The organism is Winkia sp. UMB3158 (genome assembly GCF_030217145.1).
GTDB lineage: Bacteria > Actinomycetota > Actinomycetes > Actinomycetales > Actinomycetaceae > Winkia > Winkia anitrata.
This window is the reverse complement of the sequence record NZ_JASONH010000002.1, coordinates 83,740-103,131: the sequence shown is the minus strand read 5'-3', so window position 1 is coordinate 103,131 and position 19,392 is coordinate 83,740. Positions and strand designations below refer to the sequence as shown.

Annotated in this window: 17 protein-coding genes; 9 read left to right on the top strand and 8 right to left on the bottom strand. The window is 56.1% G+C overall.

All coding sequences use genetic code 11. The annotated features are described in order from the left end of the window. Window positions 1-9 precede the first annotated feature (9 nt). The 6 genes from QP400_RS02370 to QP400_RS02345 all read left to right on the top strand — a co-directional run bounded on the left by QP400_RS02370 (window position 10) and on the right by QP400_RS02345 (window position 5,210). Window positions 10-1,017: a glutamate ABC transporter substrate-binding protein gene (locus QP400_RS02370; protein WP_048708160.1), complete on the top strand. Its 1,008-nt coding sequence runs from the start codon at window positions 10-12 to the stop codon at window positions 1,015-1,017. A 3-nt stretch (window positions 1,018-1,020) separates the two neighbouring features. Further along, window positions 1,021-1,731 carry an amino acid ABC transporter permease gene (locus QP400_RS02365; protein WP_004807997.1) on the top strand — a complete coding sequence of 237 codons (711 nt, stop codon included), beginning with the start codon at window positions 1,021-1,023 and terminating at the stop codon, window positions 1,729-1,731. Further along, complete coding sequence (locus QP400_RS02360; protein WP_048708163.1) at window positions 1,728-2,537, top strand: amino acid ABC transporter permease; 810 nt, start codon at window positions 1,728-1,730, stop codon at window positions 2,535-2,537. Before QP400_RS02365 ends, QP400_RS02360 begins: the two co-directional genes overlap by 4 nt. Before the next feature lie 23 nt (window positions 2,538-2,560). Further along, complete coding sequence (locus tag QP400_RS02355) at window positions 2,561-3,394, top strand: class II glutamine amidotransferase (RefSeq protein WP_004807993.1); 834 nt, start codon at window positions 2,561-2,563, stop codon at window positions 3,392-3,394. 389 nt (window positions 3,395-3,783) lie between these two features. After that, window positions 3,784-4,473 carry an ATP-binding cassette domain-containing protein gene (locus QP400_RS02350; protein ID WP_004807989.1) on the top strand — a complete coding sequence of 230 codons (690 nt, stop codon included), beginning with the start codon at window positions 3,784-3,786 and terminating at the stop codon, window positions 4,471-4,473. After that, complete coding sequence (locus QP400_RS02345) at window positions 4,470-5,210, top strand: hypothetical protein (protein ID WP_004807986.1); 741 nt, start codon at window positions 4,470-4,472, stop codon at window positions 5,208-5,210. The genes QP400_RS02350 and QP400_RS02345 overlap by 4 nt, the downstream gene beginning before the upstream one ends. Window positions 5,211-5,213: 3 nt before the next feature. On the opposite strand, the gene QP400_RS02340 is transcribed toward QP400_RS02345, so the two are convergent. Then, window positions 5,214-5,702 (bottom strand): CYTH domain-containing protein, encoded by a 489-nt coding sequence (locus QP400_RS02340; RefSeq protein WP_004807985.1) that lies wholly within the window; start codon window positions 5,700-5,702, stop codon window positions 5,214-5,216. 62 nt (window positions 5,703-5,764) lie between these two features. Between QP400_RS02340 and rlmB the strand changes: the two genes are divergently transcribed. The 3 genes from rlmB to QP400_RS02325 all read left to right on the top strand — a co-directional run bounded on the left by rlmB (window position 5,765) and on the right by QP400_RS02325 (window position 9,061). Then, window positions 5,765-6,751 (top strand): 23S rRNA (guanosine(2251)-2'-O)-methyltransferase RlmB, encoded by a 987-nt coding sequence (gene rlmB / locus QP400_RS02335; protein ID WP_004807984.1) that lies wholly within the window; start codon window positions 5,765-5,767, stop codon window positions 6,749-6,751. Window positions 6,752-6,909: 158 nt separating this feature from the next. Then, a complete protein-coding gene (locus tag QP400_RS02330; protein WP_004807982.1) occupies window positions 6,910-8,193 on the top strand; it encodes an adenylosuccinate synthase in 1,284 nt (427 codons plus the stop codon). Between the two features lie 334 nt (window positions 8,194-8,527). Continuing rightward, window positions 8,528-9,061 (top strand): hypothetical protein, encoded by a 534-nt coding sequence (locus tag QP400_RS02325; RefSeq protein WP_004807980.1) that lies wholly within the window; start codon window positions 8,528-8,530, stop codon window positions 9,059-9,061. A 540-nt stretch (window positions 9,062-9,601) separates the two neighbouring features. Here the strand turns inward: QP400_RS02325 and QP400_RS02320 are convergent. The 7 genes from QP400_RS02320 to QP400_RS02295 form a co-directional block, all read right to left on the bottom strand. Next, entirely contained in the window at window positions 9,602-12,727 is a 3,126-nt protein-coding gene (locus QP400_RS02320; RefSeq protein ID WP_004807976.1) for a type I restriction endonuclease subunit R, read from the bottom strand. After that, window positions 12,714-13,748, bottom strand: a complete 1,035-nt coding sequence (locus tag QP400_RS02315; RefSeq protein WP_004807974.1) for a virulence RhuM family protein — start codon at window positions 13,746-13,748, stop codon at window positions 12,714-12,716. The genes QP400_RS02320 and QP400_RS02315 overlap by 14 nt, the downstream gene beginning before the upstream one ends. Next, a complete protein-coding gene (locus QP400_RS02310) occupies window positions 13,741-14,958 on the bottom strand; it encodes a restriction endonuclease subunit S (RefSeq protein ID WP_004807973.1) in 1,218 nt (405 codons plus the stop codon). The genes QP400_RS02315 and QP400_RS02310 overlap by 8 nt, the downstream gene beginning before the upstream one ends. Beyond that, window positions 14,946-16,514, bottom strand: a complete 1,569-nt coding sequence (locus tag QP400_RS02305; protein WP_004807971.1) for a class I SAM-dependent DNA methyltransferase — start codon at window positions 16,512-16,514, stop codon at window positions 14,946-14,948. Before QP400_RS02305 ends, QP400_RS02310 begins: the two co-directional genes overlap by 13 nt. 137 nt (window positions 16,515-16,651) lie before the next feature. Then, window positions 16,652-16,723: a hypothetical protein gene (locus tag QP400_RS10525; RefSeq protein WP_331270800.1), complete on the bottom strand. Its 72-nt coding sequence runs from the start codon at window positions 16,721-16,723 to the stop codon at window positions 16,652-16,654. 393 nt (window positions 16,724-17,116) lie between these two features. Beyond that, a complete protein-coding gene (locus QP400_RS02300; RefSeq protein WP_285462482.1) occupies window positions 17,117-18,355 on the bottom strand; it encodes an AI-2E family transporter in 1,239 nt (412 codons plus the stop codon). A 90-nt stretch (window positions 18,356-18,445) separates the two neighbouring features. Beyond that, entirely contained in the window at window positions 18,446-19,348 is a 903-nt protein-coding gene (locus tag QP400_RS02295) for a phosphatase PAP2 family protein (protein ID WP_048708170.1), read from the bottom strand. Window positions 19,349-19,392: the final 44 nt, after the last annotated feature.

Here is a 19,392-nt window from a genome sequence, read left to right as displayed (position 1 = left end):
GAGTCACCCATGAAACTTCGTAAACTAGGCGCCATTGCGGCCGCCGCAGCACTCAGCGTTTCCGCTCTGGCAGCATGCTCTGGACCGGACAAGGGAGGGGCAAACAATTCCGGCTCCGGATCCGACAAGTCAGCCTCTAAGCAGGCCTCCGGCGAGCGCATCAGCGTAGCCGACTTCGACAAACTGGTCGCCTCCGGCCCGGTAGCCGACGACGCCGAAATCCAGAAGAGCCCCTGGGCCAAGGCCATCAAAGAAAAGGGCAAGCTAGCGTACGGCGGCGTGGGCACTTCGCCAATCTTCGCCCTCACCGACGTGACGTCGAATCGCGTGACCGGCTTCGACGCTGGCATTGCTGACCTGCTAGCCCACTACATCTTGGGCGGCAGTGAAGCCGACGTGGCAAAGCATTCCTCAATGACCGTGATGACACCCGACACCCGCGAACCGCGCCTAATTGACGGGTCTGTGGACACCGTAATCGCAACCTACTCGGTAACCCCCGAGCGCCTCGAAAAGGTAAACTTCGCCGGCCCCTACTACTCCTCCGGCATCTCTGTCCTGGTGAAGGACGACAACAATGACGTGAAGTCCATTGACGACCTGAAGGGTAAGAAGATTGCCGTCCAGTCCGGCTCCACGGCGTTGAAGGTCGTCGAAGCGAAGATCCCGGACGCAAAGCAGACCCTGTTCGAAAACAGTGAAGCCTGCGTGACTGCCGTGAAGCAGGGCCAGGTAGACGCGTACGTGCAAGACGAGGCCATGCTGCTGTCCACCGTGGCAAAATCCGACGGCAACATTAAGGTAGTCGGCAAGCCGATCACCCAGGATCCTTACGGCATCGGCCTACCCAAGGAGCACAAGGACGCGGTCGAATTCGTAAACGGCTTCCTGAAGAAGATCGAAGAGGACGGCACTTGGAAGAAGCTGTGGGACAAGACCGTCGGCCCGTTCTCGACCACCGACGCCCCCAAGCCGCCCACCATTGGCGACTTCGGCGAGGCAGCACAGAAGAAGTAACTGTTGCAGCTGATCGTTGACAATTTCGGCCTGCTACTAGCCGGGCTCGGCCGCACCCTGGTGTTGGCCGTGCTCGGCTACGCTGGCGCGCTAGTTGTGGGTACCGTGATCGCCATTTTTAGGGTGTGTCCGGTGCCCGTCCTGCGCGCTTTCGGCACAATCTACGTGGAATTCTTCCGGAATATTCCACTGCTGACGCTGCTTATCCTGACCGCTTTCGGCCTGCCCGACACCGGCCTGCAGATAGGCTTTTTCGGATCTGCCGTCACCGCAATTATCATGTCCTCGGCCGCGTTCGTGTGCGAAACAATCCGTTCCGGTATCAACACAGTTTCCGTGGGCCAATCCGAGGCCGCCAGGTCACTAGGCATGAACATGTTCCAGCAGCTGGCACACGTCGTGCTGCCGCAAGCATTCGCGGCGATGATCCAACCCCTAGTGAACGTGTTCATCGGGGCCCTAATTGGCACCTCCTTGGCGGCAGCCGTGGGCGTGCCCGAGCTAACCAACATCACCCAACAGTTGAACATCAAATACGCCGAAGCCGTGCTGCTATTCCTGATCTCTGGTATCTGCTACCTGGTAATAGCTTTAGGGGCCGGCGCCATTGGTGGATACCTGCAGCGCCGCGTCGATGCCCGTCACATGGTAAAGCGTACTGACGAGGGCGCCGCCGCAGTTGACCGCTTCGAGGTAGAGCAGGCGGGACTATGAGCAGCAAAACCCAAACCCCCACCCGCGTCCTCTTTGACGTCCCAGGCCCGAAGGGGCGCCGCCGCATATGGATCATCTCGGTCTTGGCGGTCCTCGTGTTCGTAGCCGCCGCAGCCGGCGGCATCTACCAGCTGTGGTGGAACTACCAGCTACTTCCTGAAAAATGGCTACCATTTACCCAACCGGCCACCCTAAAATTCTTCGGCCGGGGCGTGGTGGGCACGCTACTGGCAACAGGCGTGGCCGCCCTCTTCACCTTCCCACTGGCGTTGGCGCTGGCGTTGGGACGCGAAGCAAAAAACCGAATCGTTTCCAAAGTGAGCGGAGCCTGGGTGGAAGTATTCCGCTCCCTGCCACTACTGCTGGTCATCTACGCCTTCATGCTGGCCCTGCCGCGCTACGGCATACGCTTTTCCACCTTCTGGCTGCTGGTCATCCCCATGATCATTTCCTGCTCGGCCACCACCGCCGAGGTATTCCGTGCCGGCCTGCGAGCTGTCCCCCGGGGCCAAAGCGAGGCCGCACTATCTTTAGGGATGCTGCCAAAACAGGTGAGCGCCCTCGTCATAATCCCACAGGCGATACGACTAGTTGCCCCAAACTTGCTCACCCAGCTGGTGTCGCTGCTGAAAGACTCCACACTCGGGTACGTCGTTTCATATTTTGACCTGATGCATCAAGGACAATTGTTCTCAGCGCAGGCAAACAGCTACATACAAACCTACTTCTTAATTGCTTTAATCTACATCGCCATTAACATTGTTTTAACTCGCGTCGCAGATAGGTGGCGGGAGCGCCGAAACTAACTACTGTCGTGGAAGGACGAAACATGTGCCGCATGCTGGTATATGTTGGCCCGCGGGCAAAATCCCCGGCTGACATACTGGGCAATGGTTTGGCTGAACTCGTAGATCTTTCCCACGAACACTGCCACGGGTGGGGCGAAGCCACCATGGACAGTGCGCCTGGGAAATTCGCGGTTCGTCGCTGCCTGGAGCCGGCATTCATGTGTAACGAATTCGCCCGCATCAGCCGAATGCCCGGCAAAAACGTCATGCTACACCTGCGGCAAGCGTCCACCGGCATGGGGAAAGGCTTCGAATCCAGCCACCCCTTCGTAGCCGACGGCATGGCCTTTTGCCACAACGGCGTATTTGCACGCCCCGGCCGCCTGCGCAAATGGTTGGCATCTGTAGACGGCCCCATGCCCAAAGGGATTTGCGATTCAGAAGCCTACTTTTGCGCCGTCCGCTACTATGCCCGCAGCATGGACCTGCCCGAAGCCATAGCGGCCGCCGCCGACAAAGCCATCGAGGTTTCTGACGGGCAGTGGCTATCGCTGAACGCCATGGTGATGACCGCCCAGGGGGTGTACGTGTACAACCGGTTCAAGGAAGGCACCGCCATGCTGAAGGAGATCCCCGACCGCTACCGCATCCAAGTGCGCGGTGGCGCGACCGGGCACGGATTTGTTGCTGGATCCCAAGGATTCTCGCTAGGCCGCCCCGGTCAACAGCAGTGGATGCGCAACGGGCAGATGCTATTTGCTAGGGCCGGCAACGGCGACGCCATAGACGTCACCCCCGCAATAGGGGAAGCCTCGACAGCGCCCCCCGCCCACACTGTGGCTAATCAGCAGGTGCGCGTAGGTGTCGGGGCGTAGGCTCCGAGACGTAGAGCCGGCAGCTAAGTCAGACTGATAACGAATAAGGGGCTTCGCCCTCGCCATTATGGCCTTGGCCAACACGCGCTTGCGAGGGCGGCCCCCCTTTCGCGCCGAAAGCACATTCTCCGGTCAAAAGCACACCCAATGGCACGCATTTCAATGTGCTTTGAACCATCTGATGTGCTTTGGACAGGACGACACGCCCTCGGCCAGACCATGCGCCCTCGCGCCAGTACAGCCACATTTTCAGGGTGGCACAGGCATAACATCAGGGGCAAAATAGGGGAACAACCGGGGCAAACCCCAATATCTTTTACCTGCTCACGCTGAAACAATTTTTCCTGAGGGCAAAGACACCTCACCCACACGGAAAGATTGGATCCCCAATGCATGGCGGCAATTACGTCCTGCACGCCCACGAGCTATCGGTCAAATACGGTAGCTATGAGGCGCTGCATCTTGATTCCCTAAAAATCACTGACACGGCTGGCGTGGTCGGCCTCTTCGGCCCTAACGGTGCGGGCAAAACCACCTTGTTGCGCACCATTGTCGGCGACATTGAAAAGCATGGTGGCGCTCTAGAAGGGCCTGGCCGAGCCAAGATCGCCTACCTGCCCGACTCCCCATTCTTGTATGGGTGGTTGAAGGTAAAACAGTGCGAGCAGCTGTTCGCCTCGCGGCACCCGGATTTTCGCGCCGACATATTCGACGCATTCCTGGACGGCTCCAAAGTGAAGCCAGATCTAAAAGTCGGCGAACTATCTAAAGGCATGAACGAGCGGCTACACCTGGCATTGATCATGTCGCGTTCACCGCAACTCTACGTCCTAGACGAGCCACTCGGAGGCGTTGACCCCATTGGTCGCGACCAGCTGTTGCAGCTAATCCAACAGCTTAAGGCGCCTAACACCCCGGTGCTTTTTAGCACCCACCTAATCAACAATGTGCAGCACATTTTTAACGAAGTAGTGCTGATTGACTCGGGCCGCCTAGTTGCGCACAGGGACATCCACTTCCTGCGCGAATTTGGCGAGGGCGACCTGGAGGCTGCTTACAAGAAGCTGGTGCAACAATGACAGATACGAAACTCCTAGCTATCAAACATGGGCGCATCCTGGTGCCACTGATCGCCCTCAAATATTTACTGACTATTGCGGCGCCAGCCATCGACAACATCGCCGTGGCCATGGCATACGAGCTTGGCTGCCTAATCTTGGTGGTGGCATTAGCGGTGTACGCCATCCATTCGGTGCTGCGACTGACCGGCGTGTGTGACGACCGGTTGGCATTGCTGTCACCCACTAGTCGGATCACCCTAGCGGCAAAGAACATGGCGATCCTTGCCGGCTACCTGATTGTCAGCTACCTAGCCAGCTACATTCCGACTTTCCGCGAGAGCAAACCGGATATGGCGCACTATCTTCTGCCCATTCCCAACTACTGCATTTCGGTTTTCACGGGGCTGTCACTAATGCTCTTCATCAGCTACCTGCTGAAATCGGTTCGCAAGCGTTTTGCCCTGGTAGTGTCCGCGTGGATTAGCTACGCGGCGGTCACGGCTGCGGGTTTGGCCGGGATAGTGCTATCCCTGAGCGGCATGTACGACCAGCCGCACTGGCTCGTGGGGGCAGCCCCCGGCGCGAAGGGGTTCAACTTTTACTCAGGAATAATTCCCACCTGCATCGTGGGAGTCACCCCCTCGGTAAAGGTCATACTTGCGGTCATGGGCGCAAACCTGGCCGCCGGGATCATCTTCTTCGCGGGCGCCTACATGTTGCAGCGTAGGCGGAACAATTACTTGCCCGTCAAGTAGCGGCTACGCCCTCTCCCAGGTGCTGAAAGGCTTCTTGGAGAGGGCGGCGTTCGTGTAGGCGAAGTCCTCGCTGACCTCTTCGCCCACCCAGGCGGGCAGGTCGGCGCGGGTTAGGGCGCTGACGCGGTCCTGGCCTGGTTCGTCTTCAATTTCGAGGACGACGAGGCCGGCGTTTGCGCCCTCGAATACATCTACCGTCCACAGCGCCGCCGGGACGGAGAGGTCATAGCGCACCTTTTCTACGACCCCACTGCACATGCGCAGCAGGCCGGGGGCGTCGGTGGGTGGGATTACGTATTCGAATTCGGGTCGGGCCAGTCCCGTCTGTTTTCCTTTTATGGTCAGGAAGGCTCGCTGACCAAATTGGCGCACGCGCACGACCTTTTGTGGCTCGGCCAGCAAATACCCCTGTCTGATCGGGGCGGATCTGGCCACCAGGTCGCGCCAGCCGGCACCGGATACTAGAAACTTTCGTTCAACTTCAACACCCATGGAAACCACCCTAACGGCTGGTGGCTTGCTGATCTGGTCGCATCGCCAGCTAAGATGCTTACATGAGTCAACATGATGGACGGCCAGCAGGTTCGAAGCGGCGAGTATCCAAGAAGGGACCAACTAAGGGTTCAGGCGGTAAGAATAGGCGCGCCCTCGCCGGGAAGGGCCCCACCCCGAAGGCGGAAAACCGCCCCTATCACGCCGCGTACAAGCGTAAGCAGTACCGTGAGGTGCGCGAGAAGGCCGCTCAGGCTCAGGCAGCAGCCAAAGCCCGCAAGGCCGTCATTAAGGTATCCGAGGGCCATGAGCTGGTTATAGGCCGCAACTCGGTTGCCGAGGCCGTGGCCGCGGGCATCAAGATCACCCGCATGTTCATCGCGGGTGGGGCCGCCAAAGACGACCGTATGGGCCAGGCCTTCCGGGTGGCCACAGCTGCGGGCGCGCCCATTTTGCAGGTCGATCGCGAGGACTTGGACTATGCCACCGATGGTGCCGTCCACCAGGGGGTCGCCATTGAGGTGCCCGAATACGAATACTTTACGCTGTCAGACCTGTTTGCCAAGGCGGCCGACTCGGATAAGCCGGGGCTGATCGTCGCCCTCGATCATGTTACCGACCCGCACAATCTTGGGGCGGTACTGCGCTCCGGCGGTGCCTTCGGGGCCAGCGGCGTGCTCATCCCCACGCGCAATTCGGCCTCGGTAAACGCAACCGTGTGGAAGGTGTCCGCTGGCGCCCTCGGTCGCATTCCTGTAGCGCGCGAGGCCAACCTGGTGCACGCCCTCAAAGAATGCAAGAAGCACGGCTACTTCATTGTGGGCCTGGATGCGGGGGGCAGTGAAACGACGCGCAACTTGACCGTGGCAGACGAACCAATAGTACTGGTAACCGGGGCGGAAGGGTCCGGGCTGTCGCGGCTGGTGCGCGAGACCTGCGACGTGATCGCCTCCATCCCCATCCACGCTGCTGTCGAATCTCTGAATGCGGCCGTGGCCACCGGGATCGCCATCTACGACATTGCCCAGGCGCGCAGCCAAGCAAAGTAGCCGCATCGAGGGCGACAGTAGGGGCGCCCGAACACAATCCGTGGGCACGAAGTCGACTGAAAAGTAAAACTAGCCTAAACTCTTGTAGGTAGAACCACCTGTTCTACGCGGGAAGGCTAAGGCCGCCCGACAGTCGATCCAAATAGGACAAGTACGCGATGTCTGCGATTATTGTGGTGGGCGCCCAGTGGGGCGACGAAGGTAAAGGTAAAGTAACTGACCTGATCGGTCAGGATGTTGACTACGTCGTCAAATTCAATGGCGGCAACAACGCTGGCCACACCGTTGTAGTAGACGGCAAGAAGTATGCTCTGCACCTGCTGCCGGCTGGCATTATCAACCCGAAGGCCACCCCGGTGATTGGCAACGGCGTGGTGATTGACCTGGACGTGCTGTTCCAGGAGATTGATCAGATGGAGGCCGAAGGCATTGATACTTCGCGCCTGCGCATCTCCTCGAACGCGCACATCATCCCCTCTTACAACAAGATCATGGACAAGCTGTCCGAACGCAGCCTGGGTGACCGCCTGATCGGCACCACCGGGCGCGGCATCGGCCCCACCTACGCGGACAAGATGAACCGCATTGGCATCCGCATCCAGGACTTGTTCGACGAATCTATCCTGCGCCAGAAGGTCAAGAGCGCGCTGGAGCAGAAGAACTTCACTATGGAAAAGGAGTTCGGCCTGGAACCGGTGGACGTGGACCAGGTGGCCGACTCGCTGCTGCAGTACGCGGACCGGGTGAGGCCGATGGTGTTCGACTGCTCGCTGGAAGTAAACAAGGCGCTGGATGCGGGCAAGAATGTCCTCTTCGAGGCCGGGCAGGCCACCATGTTGGACATTGACCACGGCACCTACCCGTTCGTTACTTCGTCCTCGCCTACCGCGGGCGGGGCTTGCACCGGGTCGGGCGTGGGTCCCACCCGCATCGACCGGGTGGTGGGCATTGCAAAGGCTTACGTAACCCGCGTGGGTGAAGGCCCCTTCCCCACCGAACTGCTGGATCAGACCGGCGAAGACCTGCGGCAGGCTGGCGGCGAGTTCGGGGTTACCACCGGGCGGCCGCGTCGCTGCGGCTGGTACGACGCCGTGGTAGCACGCTACGCAGCCCGCGTAAACGGCCTCACCGACATTGTGCTAACCAAGCTGGACGTGTTGACCGGCTACAAGCAGATTCCCGTTTGCGTGGCCTACGACGTGGACGGAAGGCGCGTCGATGAAATGCCGGCCGATCAGACCAGCTTCCACCACGCCAAACCCATCTACGAGGAACTGCCCGGCTGGGAGGAAGACATTACTGGCTGCCGCCGCTTCGAAGAACTGCCCGTAAACGCGCAGGCTTACGTGCGTCGGCTCGAAGAACTGTCCGCCTGCCGCATCTCGGTAGTGGGCGTGGGCGCTGGCCGCGAAGCCAGCATCGAACGCACCGCACTGCTGTAAGGCGCTCTCTAACTAGTGCCAGCACCCGACCGAATTGCCCGCGCAGGCGCCACGGCCGGGTGCTTAGCTTCTGTTGGGGCGGACCGCCGCGCCAACATTTATTCCCCATTTCACATTTTAATAAACATTAAATGTGTTCCCAACGTACATGCAGTTCCGCCGGTATGTATTAGAGATTTTCTTTAATTCATTAAATGTATTTAACTCTGTTCCAACCCCTCGGTTTGCATACATAAGATTCCTTCTATACCGTGGTTTCGACACATAAGCCATATGTGTATTAAGTCTGCGAAATCATAGGAGATTCTCGCACAAACGCAAAAGGAAACGTTAAATGAAAATACGATCTACAGCAGCAACACTTATCTTATCTATTGGCCTAATGGGATTTGCTGCCCCTACTTTTATGGACACTAGCGCGCTAGCTGCAGACAGCCCCACAATTCAACATGAAGAATCGGCTGGTATATTATCAAAAACCAGCGATTCGACTCTGTTATTAAAGCCTGCAACAGGTGTCGCTGTAGACCTCCAAAAACTGACAATTACTCAAAATGGGAAAACGGAAAAACTACCAACGACTGGCACAGACAAAAACGGCTCCGAAATAAACATTCGTTACGCAAGAGTTAAGTCTGGCATCGAAATTCGCGCCGTGTCAGCCTACACTTTCTTCGGAGTAGGTAAGTGCCTTACTGGAGTCGGAGGTGGAGTAATAGCAGGTGGAACCACCGGCGGTCTTGGCGGCGCGGCAGTTGGTACTGTTACTCTACCTTTAGTAGGCACCGTTAGTGGCGGAGCAGTCGGACTGATTGGAGGAGCTGTAGGTGGAGGACTCACAGGCGCAGCGGCAAGCTGCTTCGACTAAGACGCGGGCGCTTTACGCCATCGGATCTGCCGTGGCGGCGCTTCTTTCCGCCTTCTTTTTCATGATTGTCATAGGAAAGTCTGCCGTCTTTTCCTTCTTCGGAAACCCAATATTCATTTTTGGAACCCTAAACGCATTCATACAGCTACTTGCTCTGGCAAAACAGGCCAAACCAAAAGACAACTAGCAACCTAACCAGCACTGGCGGCACCGGCCGCGCTATCCGCGCGCAAACTTTAGCTGTTCTTGAACCGTTAAAGAAGATTTGAGGGCCCGTTATGCCCGAAAGGTTGAAGCACAGTATTTCTTGTAGAGGTAACTGGGGAGCTCAACGTAGAGGTCGAGGTCACTTTTTGAGAGGCGGTTCCTCGCCCAAAGGAACCTGCATACCACGAATGCTGGATACCTGAGTCACCTCCCAGAAGTCCAGATTTAGTCTCCGAGCAATTGCATGGGGCCGCAGCCGCACTGCCTCCACGAATGACGGTGATATACGCAGTTTTGCTTCAAGCGGCGAAAGAGCGAATTACGGTCAGTCATCTAGCCCTCCTCTGCTGCAAGATGTTCGGCTTGTTCGATTATGAGTTTGACGGCTTCTTCTTGTTTGTCTGGCGGATATTTGTGCTTAGCTAGGAGCCGTTTGATGCGTGAACGCATTCGCGCCCGCACGGTTTCTTTCAACGTCCAGTCGATGGTGGCTGAGCGTTGAATGGTCGCCACTAGTTCACGGGCAATGGTTTTGAGGGTTTCGTCGCCCATTTCCATGATGGCCGAGTCATTTTGGATGATCGCGTCATAGAGGGCGACTTCCGCCTCGCTCAACCCAAGGTCTGCTGCGCGTTTCTGATTTTCCCGCATTTCTTTGGCGAGGGCTACAAGCTCGGCGATAATTTCAGCAGTTGTCAAAGAGCGATTCGTGTAGCGTTTGACGGCTTCGGTAAGCATTTCAGAGAATTTACGTGACTGAACCAGGTTTGTTCGCTGCAAGGTGTGGATCTGGTCGTTTAGTAGGCGGCGCAACAGGCCGAGTTGCAGATTAGGCTTGCCGCTCTTGCCGATGGAATCCAAGAATTCATCCGACAGCAGGGACAGTTCCGGGGTCTCCATGCCTGCAAACTGGTAAACGTCGACAACCTGATCTGCAGTAACTGATTCGTTGACCAGCTGCGCTAGTACCGAGTCAATGTTGCCCTTGCCAATCCACGCCCCACCCGCATCGGGGTTAAGGATTTTCAACGCAGCGGTGCGCACGTCGGTAAACAGACGCACGTCATCGTGGATGGCTTCTGCTTCTGGGCGGGCTGCCACCAGTGCGTAAGCCTTGGCTAGAGCTAGCACCTGGTCGTTATAACGCTTAGTCACGTCCTCGTCGGAAAGTACAAAGTCCAGCACCGTCGCGTACTGGGCTAAGCGTTCAGCGGACGTAAGATCGGGCGATGAATCGTAGGTGATCGGGTGCAAGATGCCTTTGATGACGTCATACTTTTCTTGCATCACGTTGATGAGCTCATCAATTGGCACGCCGGCTTGTTCGCGGTCCGATGGTGAATAAACGGCAAGAGCCTTTTGCAGTGAAGTGAACAGCCCGATGTAGTCAACGATAAGGCCGCCAGGCTTGTCTTTGAATCTGCGGTTCACCCTTGCGATAGCCTGCATGAGGCCCGCGCCTTGCATGGGCTTATCTACGTACATGGTGTGAAGCGAGGGGGCATCGAAACCGGTGAGCCACATGTCCCGCACGATCACGATCTCAAGCTCATCGTCGGGATTCTTCGCGCGAAGCTTTAGATCTCTACGATCATCCTTGGAATGAATATGCGGCTGGAAATTCGCCGGGTCTGTGGCCGAGCCAGTCATCACAACTTTGATCTTGCCCTTGTCCAGATCGTCTGAGTGCCATTCGGGGCGAAGCGCCGTGATCTTCTCATACAATTCGACGGCGATCCGCCGGCTCATCGTCACAATCATTGCCTTACCACGCATCGCGGCGCGGCGTTCTTCCCAATGCGCGACGATATCGGCAGCCACCTTATCTAGCCGGGAATTTGCGCCGACGAGCGCTTCAAGCTGAGACCATTTGGTCTTGGCGCGCTCGGACGAATCCGTAGTGTCGCCTTCGCTAGCCTCATCGACTAGTTGGTCAACCTGTTCGAGGGCATCATCTGCGATACTGATCTTCGCGAGCCTGGACTCATAGAAGATCTTGACTGTCGCGCCATCTTCGACTGCACGGGTCAGGTCATAGATGTCAACGTATTCGCCGAATACTGCTCGGGTGGAACGGTCATTGGACTCGATAGGCGTGCCCGTAAAACCCAGGAACGTAGCGTTGGGTAAAGCATCGCGCAGATGCTTGGCCAGCCCAGCTTTGAGGTGACCTTTCGCGTCCAGGGTTTCTTCGAAACCGTACTGGGAGCGGTGTGCCTCGTCGGCTACCACCACCACGTTCCGGCGGTCAGTGAGTACCGGGTTAACGTCCCCGTCCTCACCGGGCGCGAACTTGTGCAGCGTGGTAAATACGATGCCGCCAGAGACTCGCGTCAGCAGCCGGCGCAGATCATCTCGTCCCTCTGCCTGCACCGGTGTTTCAGGCAGGATCTTTGCTGGGGCAAAGACCTCGCCGAAAAGCTGATCGTCAAGATCATTACGGTCTGTGATGAACACAAGCGTCGGGTTAGCCATACGCGGGTCACGCATGAGCTTCGCGGCAAAAAATACCATCTCAAAGCTCTTGCCTGAGCCTTGGGTGTGCCACACCACGCCACCACGACGGTCGCCATCTGGCCCGGAAGCGTGCACCGTCGACTCAACAGCCGCGTTCACCGCCCAATATTGGTGATACTTCGCCACCCGCTTGATCAAGGCCCGCCTGCGCTGCCCTGTTGCTTGATCTGTTATGGGTTCGTCAGAAAACACCACGAAATTGCGCAGGATGTCGAGGAACCGTTCAGGGGCAAACACACCCTTGAGCAACACCTCAAGGGCAGGGCGGTTGGTAATCACGTCGCGCCCGTCAATGGTCTTCCACGGCGCATAATGTTCAAACCCGCCGGTGAACGAGCTCATCGCTGCCGCTGTACCATCCGAGATAACGGTCACCACGTTCGGAACAAAAACCGAGGGAATCTGAGAACGATAGGTTTGGATTTGGTTCCAGGCATGGCGCATGGTGGCGTGCTCGTCAGCAGGATTCTTCAACTCCATTAAGCCAACCGGCAGCCCATTAAGGAACACCAACACGTCCGGGCGGCGATTATGGCCATTCTCGATGATCGTGAACTGGTTGAGTGCCAACCAGTCGTTGTTTTCTGGATTCTTAAAATCAATCAGACGCAACAACTGGGTGACGGTCTGCCCGTCAGAGGCTTTCGTCTCCACCGGCACACCCTTGACCATCAGATCATGTAGTCGCTGGTTCTCCAGCACTGTGTCTTGAGAATCCGCACGCTGAACACGCCCCAACGCATCAGCAATCAACTGCGTGGAAGCTTCGGGGTTTAGCCGCAACAGAGCAGCCTTCAACCGATCCCACAACACCACATCAAAGGGATGTTCGCGCACCTCACCAACCGCAGTGTCTACTGGACCGTATCCGGTGCGGTAGCCAATCTCGCGCAGCCAATCCAGCGCGGCTTGTTCGACCGTCGATTCGTTAAACCTGGTCATGTTCTTCACTTACCTGTTCTGCCTGGACAGCAAATCTATCGAAATCCGATTCATAGGCCAGGTCTTGTGCGACCCGGAATTTAGAGAATTCCTCCAACGCGCGCGCATCAGCAATCTTCTTTGAAATCTTTCCCGCATTATCTAACAGTTCGCGACTGTCAAGGGTTAGCACCTTGTCAAGAAACTGAGCCCATTCTTCCATAGTCGTAGGGATGTGCCGCTCGGCTCGTGACTCAGCAAGATTCAAATATGCCTCAACCACCCGACCTAAATCGTCAAGCTCACTCTTGGTTAGATAGTTCTTGCCTACAGTCACATCACCCGCAAGCACCTTCCCGTCAGGAGAGTTTTTCCACGAGGTTAAACCCATATGCGGTTTACTAGCATCCGCTCGCTCGACGATGAGTTCAGCTGCGGTGTGCCCATGGACGGCGTAATGCAGCTTATTCTGCACAGTAGCAAAGAAAGTTCGGGTGGTTGGTGCCTGCGGGTCATAATCAACAGCCGTTGAATAGATGTCAGTGATCTTCTGATAGAAACGCCTCTCCGAGAGCCTGATCTCACGGACTTCTTGCAGCAGCTTCTCAAAATAGTCCTCGCCAAGAATCTTACCGGCCTCCATGCGCTCACGGTCTATGACGTAGCCGCGCAAAGTAAAATCGCGCAGGATACCAGTAGCCCACTGGCGGAACTGAGTGGCGCGTATCGAGTTCACCCGATAGCCAACCGAGATAATCGCATCCAGATTGTAGTGCTGGATTGATCGCGTGACCTGCCGAGAACCTTCCTGGCGAACTATCCGGAATTTCCGGATAGTTGCCCCTTCGGATAACTCACCAGACTCGTAGATGTTGGATAAGTGCTCGCTGACGGTTCGCACATCCACATCGAAAAGCTCCGCCATCAACGCCTGTGTGAGCCAAATAGTGCCTTCTTCATAACGCACCTCGACACTGTTGGCCTCACCAGAAGTAAAGACCAAAAACTGGGCAGAGCTATGCTTGACCAATTTCCTAGACACCGCTCACCTCCGAAAGTTCGACGTCCGTGGCATCTTCGACCGCCTGCCGCGCCTCCGGAACACGAATACGCCCAGACATCAGCTCAGGAAGGAGAGCGTCGCGCAACTTTCGCAAACTACGCGTCTCATATTCTCGCTGCTTAGATACTGCGAACAATGGGCGCATCTGGTTATGAAACTCGTTCAAACAAGCTTCTTCCGGACAAAAGAATTCGATGGCTTTGATCATCTTAGAGTTAGTTGCCGTAGCTATAGATGAGGTACTTCCCAAAGATCCGTAATTAAACGATTTCAAGAATGCATAGGCGTATTCACGTAGTGATGGATCTTCGATATGAACAGTTGCGATAGCTTCGTTTGTACACAACGATTCGCCACACATCGCTACTCGGCCAACAGTGAGCTTGAAACTCACTAATACATCCCCAGGGTCAGCGACGGGAACCCTATGGCTCAAAATAGCTTTCGAAGTCAAAGACTCAGACGTCTCCATTAGGAAAGTCGTGGCTGCCCCCATATCTTTGATTGAAGCCCACCTCAACGATTCTGGGCCTGGTTTCGTAAACCACTCAGTCTCTTTTCGCGGCGGGGTCCGACCGATAGTCACATCAAAGAATGAGTCTAATCGTCCAACTTTTCCATGCGCTCTGGAAGAGAATTCTGAGAATTTTGCAAGGACGAGCGCATCGATCATGCCTATTACACGCTGGTTCGACTCGATTTTGTCGTCAAGCGCGCCCAACGTGGCTGCAATGGCCTGCTGTTCTTTTAAAGTAGGCAGTTTAACCCGGTAATTCTTTAAAACATCATTCTGTACCCGCTGCCGTCCAGAACTGCCAGTCATGCTTGCGATTGCGACATCTCTTATTTCTGTAGAGGTTAGCAGGTAATACAAAAAATCAGTTAGGGATTTCCCTTTGGCACCTCGAATAACTATAAATTCTGTAGACCCAAACGCGGCTTTAGAACTATCCTCTCCACCTCGATAAATAGAAGTTTTTCCATTTTCTAGGGAGGGCGTGATGCGCGCCATTAGAATATCGCCGTCAAGAAACTTTGTTCCGCCTCGGTATTCTTTATTCTCTGTTTTATATACGTCTCTAGTGAATGGCTGTAGTGTTTCCATAGCTACATAAGGGGCTATCACTCCTTTTGCTAATTTAACTTGTGGGTTAAATATCGCTGCTTCACCAAGAGCTACGACAGCCATTCAATTTCACCCAGCCTTTGCTTAATCTCATCTTCTAACTCACGCCCACGCTCAAACTCCGCGAACAGTTCCTCAGTTAACCGTTCGATCTTTTCGTCGATAGGCTCATCATCTTGTTCGGCCTCGGTGATGCCTACGTAGCGTCCAGGTGTGAGCACGTAGTCGTTGGTGGCGATTTCTTCCACGTTTGCGGCCTTGCAGAAGCCTGGTTCGTCGGCATATTTCTGGTAATCGGTGTTGGATCGCCAGGTGTTGTAGATACCGGCTATTTTTGCAATGTCTTCGGTGGTTAGCTCGCGCCGGGCACGAGTGACCATTTCGCCTAAGCCTCGAGCATCAATGAACAGCACCTCGCCTCTACGCTCGCGGTGACCATTACTGTGGCGGTCTTTGGAGAGGAACCACAAGCTGGCAGGAATGCAGGTGTTTAGGAATAGTTTGTCGGGCAGTGCGACGATACAATCCACAAGGCCTGCCTCGACTAGTTTCTTTCGAATGTCTGGGTCGGTTCCGTCTGACGAGGACATTGCGCCGTTAGCCATGACAAATCCTGCTGTGCCCTTAGGGGCTAGGTGGTAGAGGAAATGCTGAATCCAGGCGTAGTTGGCGTTTCCTTCGCGCGGTACCCCGTAAACCCAGCGTGGGTCATCGGCTAAGGATTCGTCCCAGTAGTCGGAGATATTAAACGGCGGGTTAGCGATAATATAATCCGCGCGTAGATCCGGGTGTAGATCTTCCGTGAAAGAATCCGCTGATTTTGCACCCAAGTCAGCATCGATACCTCGCAGCGCAAGATTCATTTTTGCTAGCTTCCAGGTGGTGTTCGTGAACTCCTGACCGTAAATCGATAGCTGATTGCGGTTACCGCCATGAGCATCCACAAATTTTGCCGATTGCACGAACATACCCCCACTGCCGCAGCAGGGATCCAGCACGCGTCCCTCGTAGGGTTGCAGCATCTCAACGAGAGTTTGTACCACGCTTCGCGGAGTATAGAAAGCGCCGCCTTCTTTACCAGTTTCTTTACCGGCAAACTGGCCGAGGAAGTACTCATAAACGGACCCGAGAACATCGTCCGAACCATGATCGGTTTCGGAGCTAAAACCAATGGTGCCGATCAAATCGACCAGCTCGCCAAGCCGTTTCTTATCCAACCCCTCCCGGCCATAATTACGTGGCAATACGCCGCGCAGCGACGGATTTTCGCGCTCAATCAGCTGCATTGCCCGATCAATAAGCTGCCCAATCTCGGGCTGTTTAGCCTGAGCTTGAAGCTCACTCCAACGTGCCCCTTCGGGCACCCAAAACACGTTGTGGCCGGTGTATTCGTCGCGGTCCTCAAGGAAATCTTCGAACTGATCTGCACTGATGCCATCATCGGCCAGTTCTTCTTGAAGGGCTAGTCGGCGTTCTTCGAACCTGTCGGAGACGTATTTGAGGAAAACCAGACCGAGAACAACGTGCTTGTATTCGGAAGGTTCCTGGTTGCCGCGTAATTTGTCAGCTGCCTCCCAGAGAGTTTGTTCGAGAGTCTTGACATTCTTCTTAGCGGCCATTCGACACTCCTTTTTTCGTGGTTACTGCCCTGTCTTCCTCTTTGTTGGGTACGCTAGCCGATTCCACTTCATAGATGTCTGGCAGCGCCCATTCCAGTGCTTCGCAGATACGAACGAGCACGGTAGTTGTTACATTTTCATTCCGACCGAGTTTTCGCGATGGTTGATGCGGAGATCCTTGTCTTGTCGCGCAGGTCTTGTTTGCGCATTCCTTTGTCAATCAGCGTTTTCCATAGGGGTTTAAAGCTGATCTGGAGGGTTGCGGTTTCCTCAGTCATCGATTTTCTTTTCGTGCCCCGCTACGGTGACATCGAGTGTTTCGTCATCGATGTGGCGAGCCATCTCGCCTCCTTTCACCTCTGGTCAAACCGGGGCAAATATCTAGTCTCAAGAAAAAGCCAACCTACTAGCCCGCAGCGTAGAGCTCACTGCGGGAAATTCTACCAGTTTGCGTTGGCGAACCAAGGGAAAAACTCGGCGAAAAGGACTAGGTACACGACGTTCCTAGGGAGGTGATTCGGATGGCAGGACAGAAAACAACTACCGCCCGGTTCCGATGAATGGAAGGTTGGCGGCCGCCACCCCAACAGTAGGAAGGCCTACTAACGGCCGGCCTTGCCGCTATCAGGGGCATCCGCCCCAAGGTGAGCGGGGCTAGAACCCGCGGAAGTGGCGCCCTCGTTCAAATCTACTTTGGCGCCAACCCCGTCAACGATCTCGCCGACCGCAGCCGCATTGTCCCCGCCCGCCATGTCGCGGAAAACCTTGAAGGAAGACCAGACGGCCGCCGTAATGGGCACGCCCAGCAACGCTCCGGCTACCCCGCCCTGCTGCGCACCAATCCCCAAGGCGATAATGATGACGATCCCGTGCAGGCTAAGGGAAGAACCCATGACCTTCGGCTGCAACACGTAGTGCTCTATCTGGTTGACCACGATCACCACGCACACCAGCACCAGTGATGCCGCGGGACCACCCGCCACCAACGCCACCAATGCCGCCGCAAGACCAGTGGTCAAAGCGCCTACGATCGGCACGAACGCGCCAAGGAAAATCATGGCTGCCAGCGGAAACGCCAACGGTACTCGCATGATCAGCATGGCAATCAGGTCAACGACGGCAGCGAAGGCCGCGATCAGCACCGTGCCACGGATGTAGCGCCCCAACACGTGCATCGAAGCCTCACCTGCAGCGTTTACGCGAACGCGGGCACTTAGAGGCAAAAAGTCAACGATGAAATCCCACATCTTGTCCCCGTCCAACAGGAAGAAGAACAAGAATACGATCATCAGCAACGCCCCGGTCATGATCGAGGTGACAATAGTTACGCCCTCGATTGCACTAGCCCTAGCCGAAGAGGTCTGCGCCAGCTTCCACAGCGAATCCGCGTACTGCGATAGGTGCGAGTGGGCTAGCGGAATACCCCAGCTAGACAGGATGTCAACCAGTTCGGAAAAGCCCTGCTGCGCCTTGCGGGTAAGCCCACTCATCTCATTTACCACGGTCGTGACAATGAAAGAGATGGCCCCGGAAAGTATGGCGATAGAACCAACTAGCGTGATTGCCGCTGCCGCAATACGGTTCATGTACCGGCGCAGGAGACGGATAATCGGATGCATAGCCGAAGCGATAATCAGCGCAATTAGCAGGGGCAGAGTGACCAGTTTCAGCTGGATAAGAATCTTCGAGACTAGCCAGATGGCGGCAATAAGGATCATGCCTTGCAGTGCACGCACCGTCACCCTACCCAGATCGTCGCGCCACAAAGAGGCCACTGCTGAGAGGTTCCGTCCTGCTCCTTCGGTTGTTACCCGAGCTTTCTGTTCGCTGGAATGAGCCATCGCATTTCCTTCTTATGAACTACCTAGTTCCCATTCTAGGTTGGCCGCCCCTCCATGCCATCGCGCATCTACTCTGCGGGCAAATGCGCATTAGCGGGAAGCCAAACGGTCGACCTCTTCCATAACAAGGAAGGTAACGCCGCAGATCAACGCCATCATGCCGAGGGCGAGTCCGCCCCCTACAAGGGAGCCTTGCCTGGTGAAATGGACTATTAATAGCGAGGAACCAACCCCGCCGCGGAAGGCACTAGAGAGGGCTACGGCAACGGTGGCCGCGCCAAGGATTGCCACTCCCGCGCCAAATAGTGCCCACGAGAGCACCCACCCCCACTGCACGCCCGCGCCCGAGGTGCGCCGCCCGGTCTCTAGCGGGCTCAGCGCAAGCGCCCACGCCCCCGCAACCAGCACAGAAGCAACCACGTCGGAGCCGTGATGCCACCCGTTTACCAGCGTGGACAAGCCCATGACGGAAGTGAAGAGAGCCCCCACCCAAGCAATGGGGGAACGCCACCGGTGCGGCACCACCATGATTAGGGCAACCGTGGCGGCAGCGGCAGCAGCCGTGTGCCCGGAGGGGAAAGAGTTCCCCAACAAGTTTGTGATTCCCAAAGATGGCCGGTACAGCAGGTAGTGCTTCAGCCCTTGCACTGACAAGACCGTGCCCGCCACTACTATGACCGCGCGCAGTCCAAGAATGTAGCGGCGCCTGCATAGGGCGACCGCTGCTGCCAGGACCATGATGATGGCTATGGATGGGACCGACACGGTTCCCAATACTGCCTTGTCGTACCCGCCGAGGGTGTCCACCAGTTCGCTCATGGCTTCCATGGCAATGGCGTCTACCAGTTGTCCGATGCGAGTACCGACGAAGAACCACCACATGAAGGCCACCGAAGCGGCACACAGAACTACTCCTGCAAAGCGCCGGCCATGACCGCGCGTAGCAGTGGTGCGCTGCTCTTTCTTTGAAGGATTAGGGTTACTTGTCGCCACGAGTTAAAGGCTAGCGCGAGTTAACAAGTTTCCGTTTTAGCGTA

Bases quoted from the DNA above. Each gene is read 5' to 3' on its own strand.
- QP400_RS02370 (WP_048708160.1), top strand. From the start codon at position 10: ATGAAACTTCGTAAACTAGGCGCCATTGCGGCCGCCGCAGCACTCAGC.
- QP400_RS02360 (WP_048708163.1), top strand. From the start codon at position 1,728: ATGAGCAGCAAAACCCAAACCCCCACCCGCGTCCTCTTTGACGTCCCA.
- QP400_RS02355 (WP_004807993.1), top strand. From the start codon at position 2,561: ATGTGCCGCATGCTGGTATATGTTGGCCCGCGGGCAAAATCCCCGGCT.
- QP400_RS02350 (WP_004807989.1), top strand. From the start codon at position 3,784: ATGCATGGCGGCAATTACGTCCTGCACGCCCACGAGCTATCGGTCAAA.
- QP400_RS02345 (WP_004807986.1), top strand. From the start codon at position 4,470: ATGACAGATACGAAACTCCTAGCTATCAAACATGGGCGCATCCTGGTG.
- QP400_RS02340 (WP_004807985.1), bottom strand. From the start codon at position 5,702: ATGGGTGTTGAAGTTGAACGAAAGTTTCTAGTATCCGGTGCCGGCTGG.
- rlmB (WP_004807984.1), top strand. From the start codon at position 5,765: ATGAGTCAACATGATGGACGGCCAGCAGGTTCGAAGCGGCGAGTATCC.
- QP400_RS02330 (WP_004807982.1), top strand. From the start codon at position 6,910: ATGTCTGCGATTATTGTGGTGGGCGCCCAGTGGGGCGACGAAGGTAAA.
- QP400_RS02325 (WP_004807980.1), top strand. From the start codon at position 8,528: ATGAAAATACGATCTACAGCAGCAACACTTATCTTATCTATTGGCCTA.
- QP400_RS02320 (WP_004807976.1), bottom strand. From the start codon at position 12,727: ATGACCAGGTTTAACGAATCGACGGTCGAACAAGCCGCGCTGGATTGG.
- QP400_RS02310 (WP_004807973.1), bottom strand. From the start codon at position 14,958: ATGGCTGTCGTAGCTCTTGGTGAAGCAGCGATATTTAACCCACAAGTT.
- QP400_RS02305 (WP_004807971.1), bottom strand. From the start codon at position 16,514: ATGGCCGCTAAGAAGAATGTCAAGACTCTCGAACAAACTCTCTGGGAG.
- QP400_RS02300 (WP_285462482.1), bottom strand. From the start codon at position 18,355: ATGGCTCATTCCAGCGAACAGAAAGCTCGGGTAACAACCGAAGGAGCA.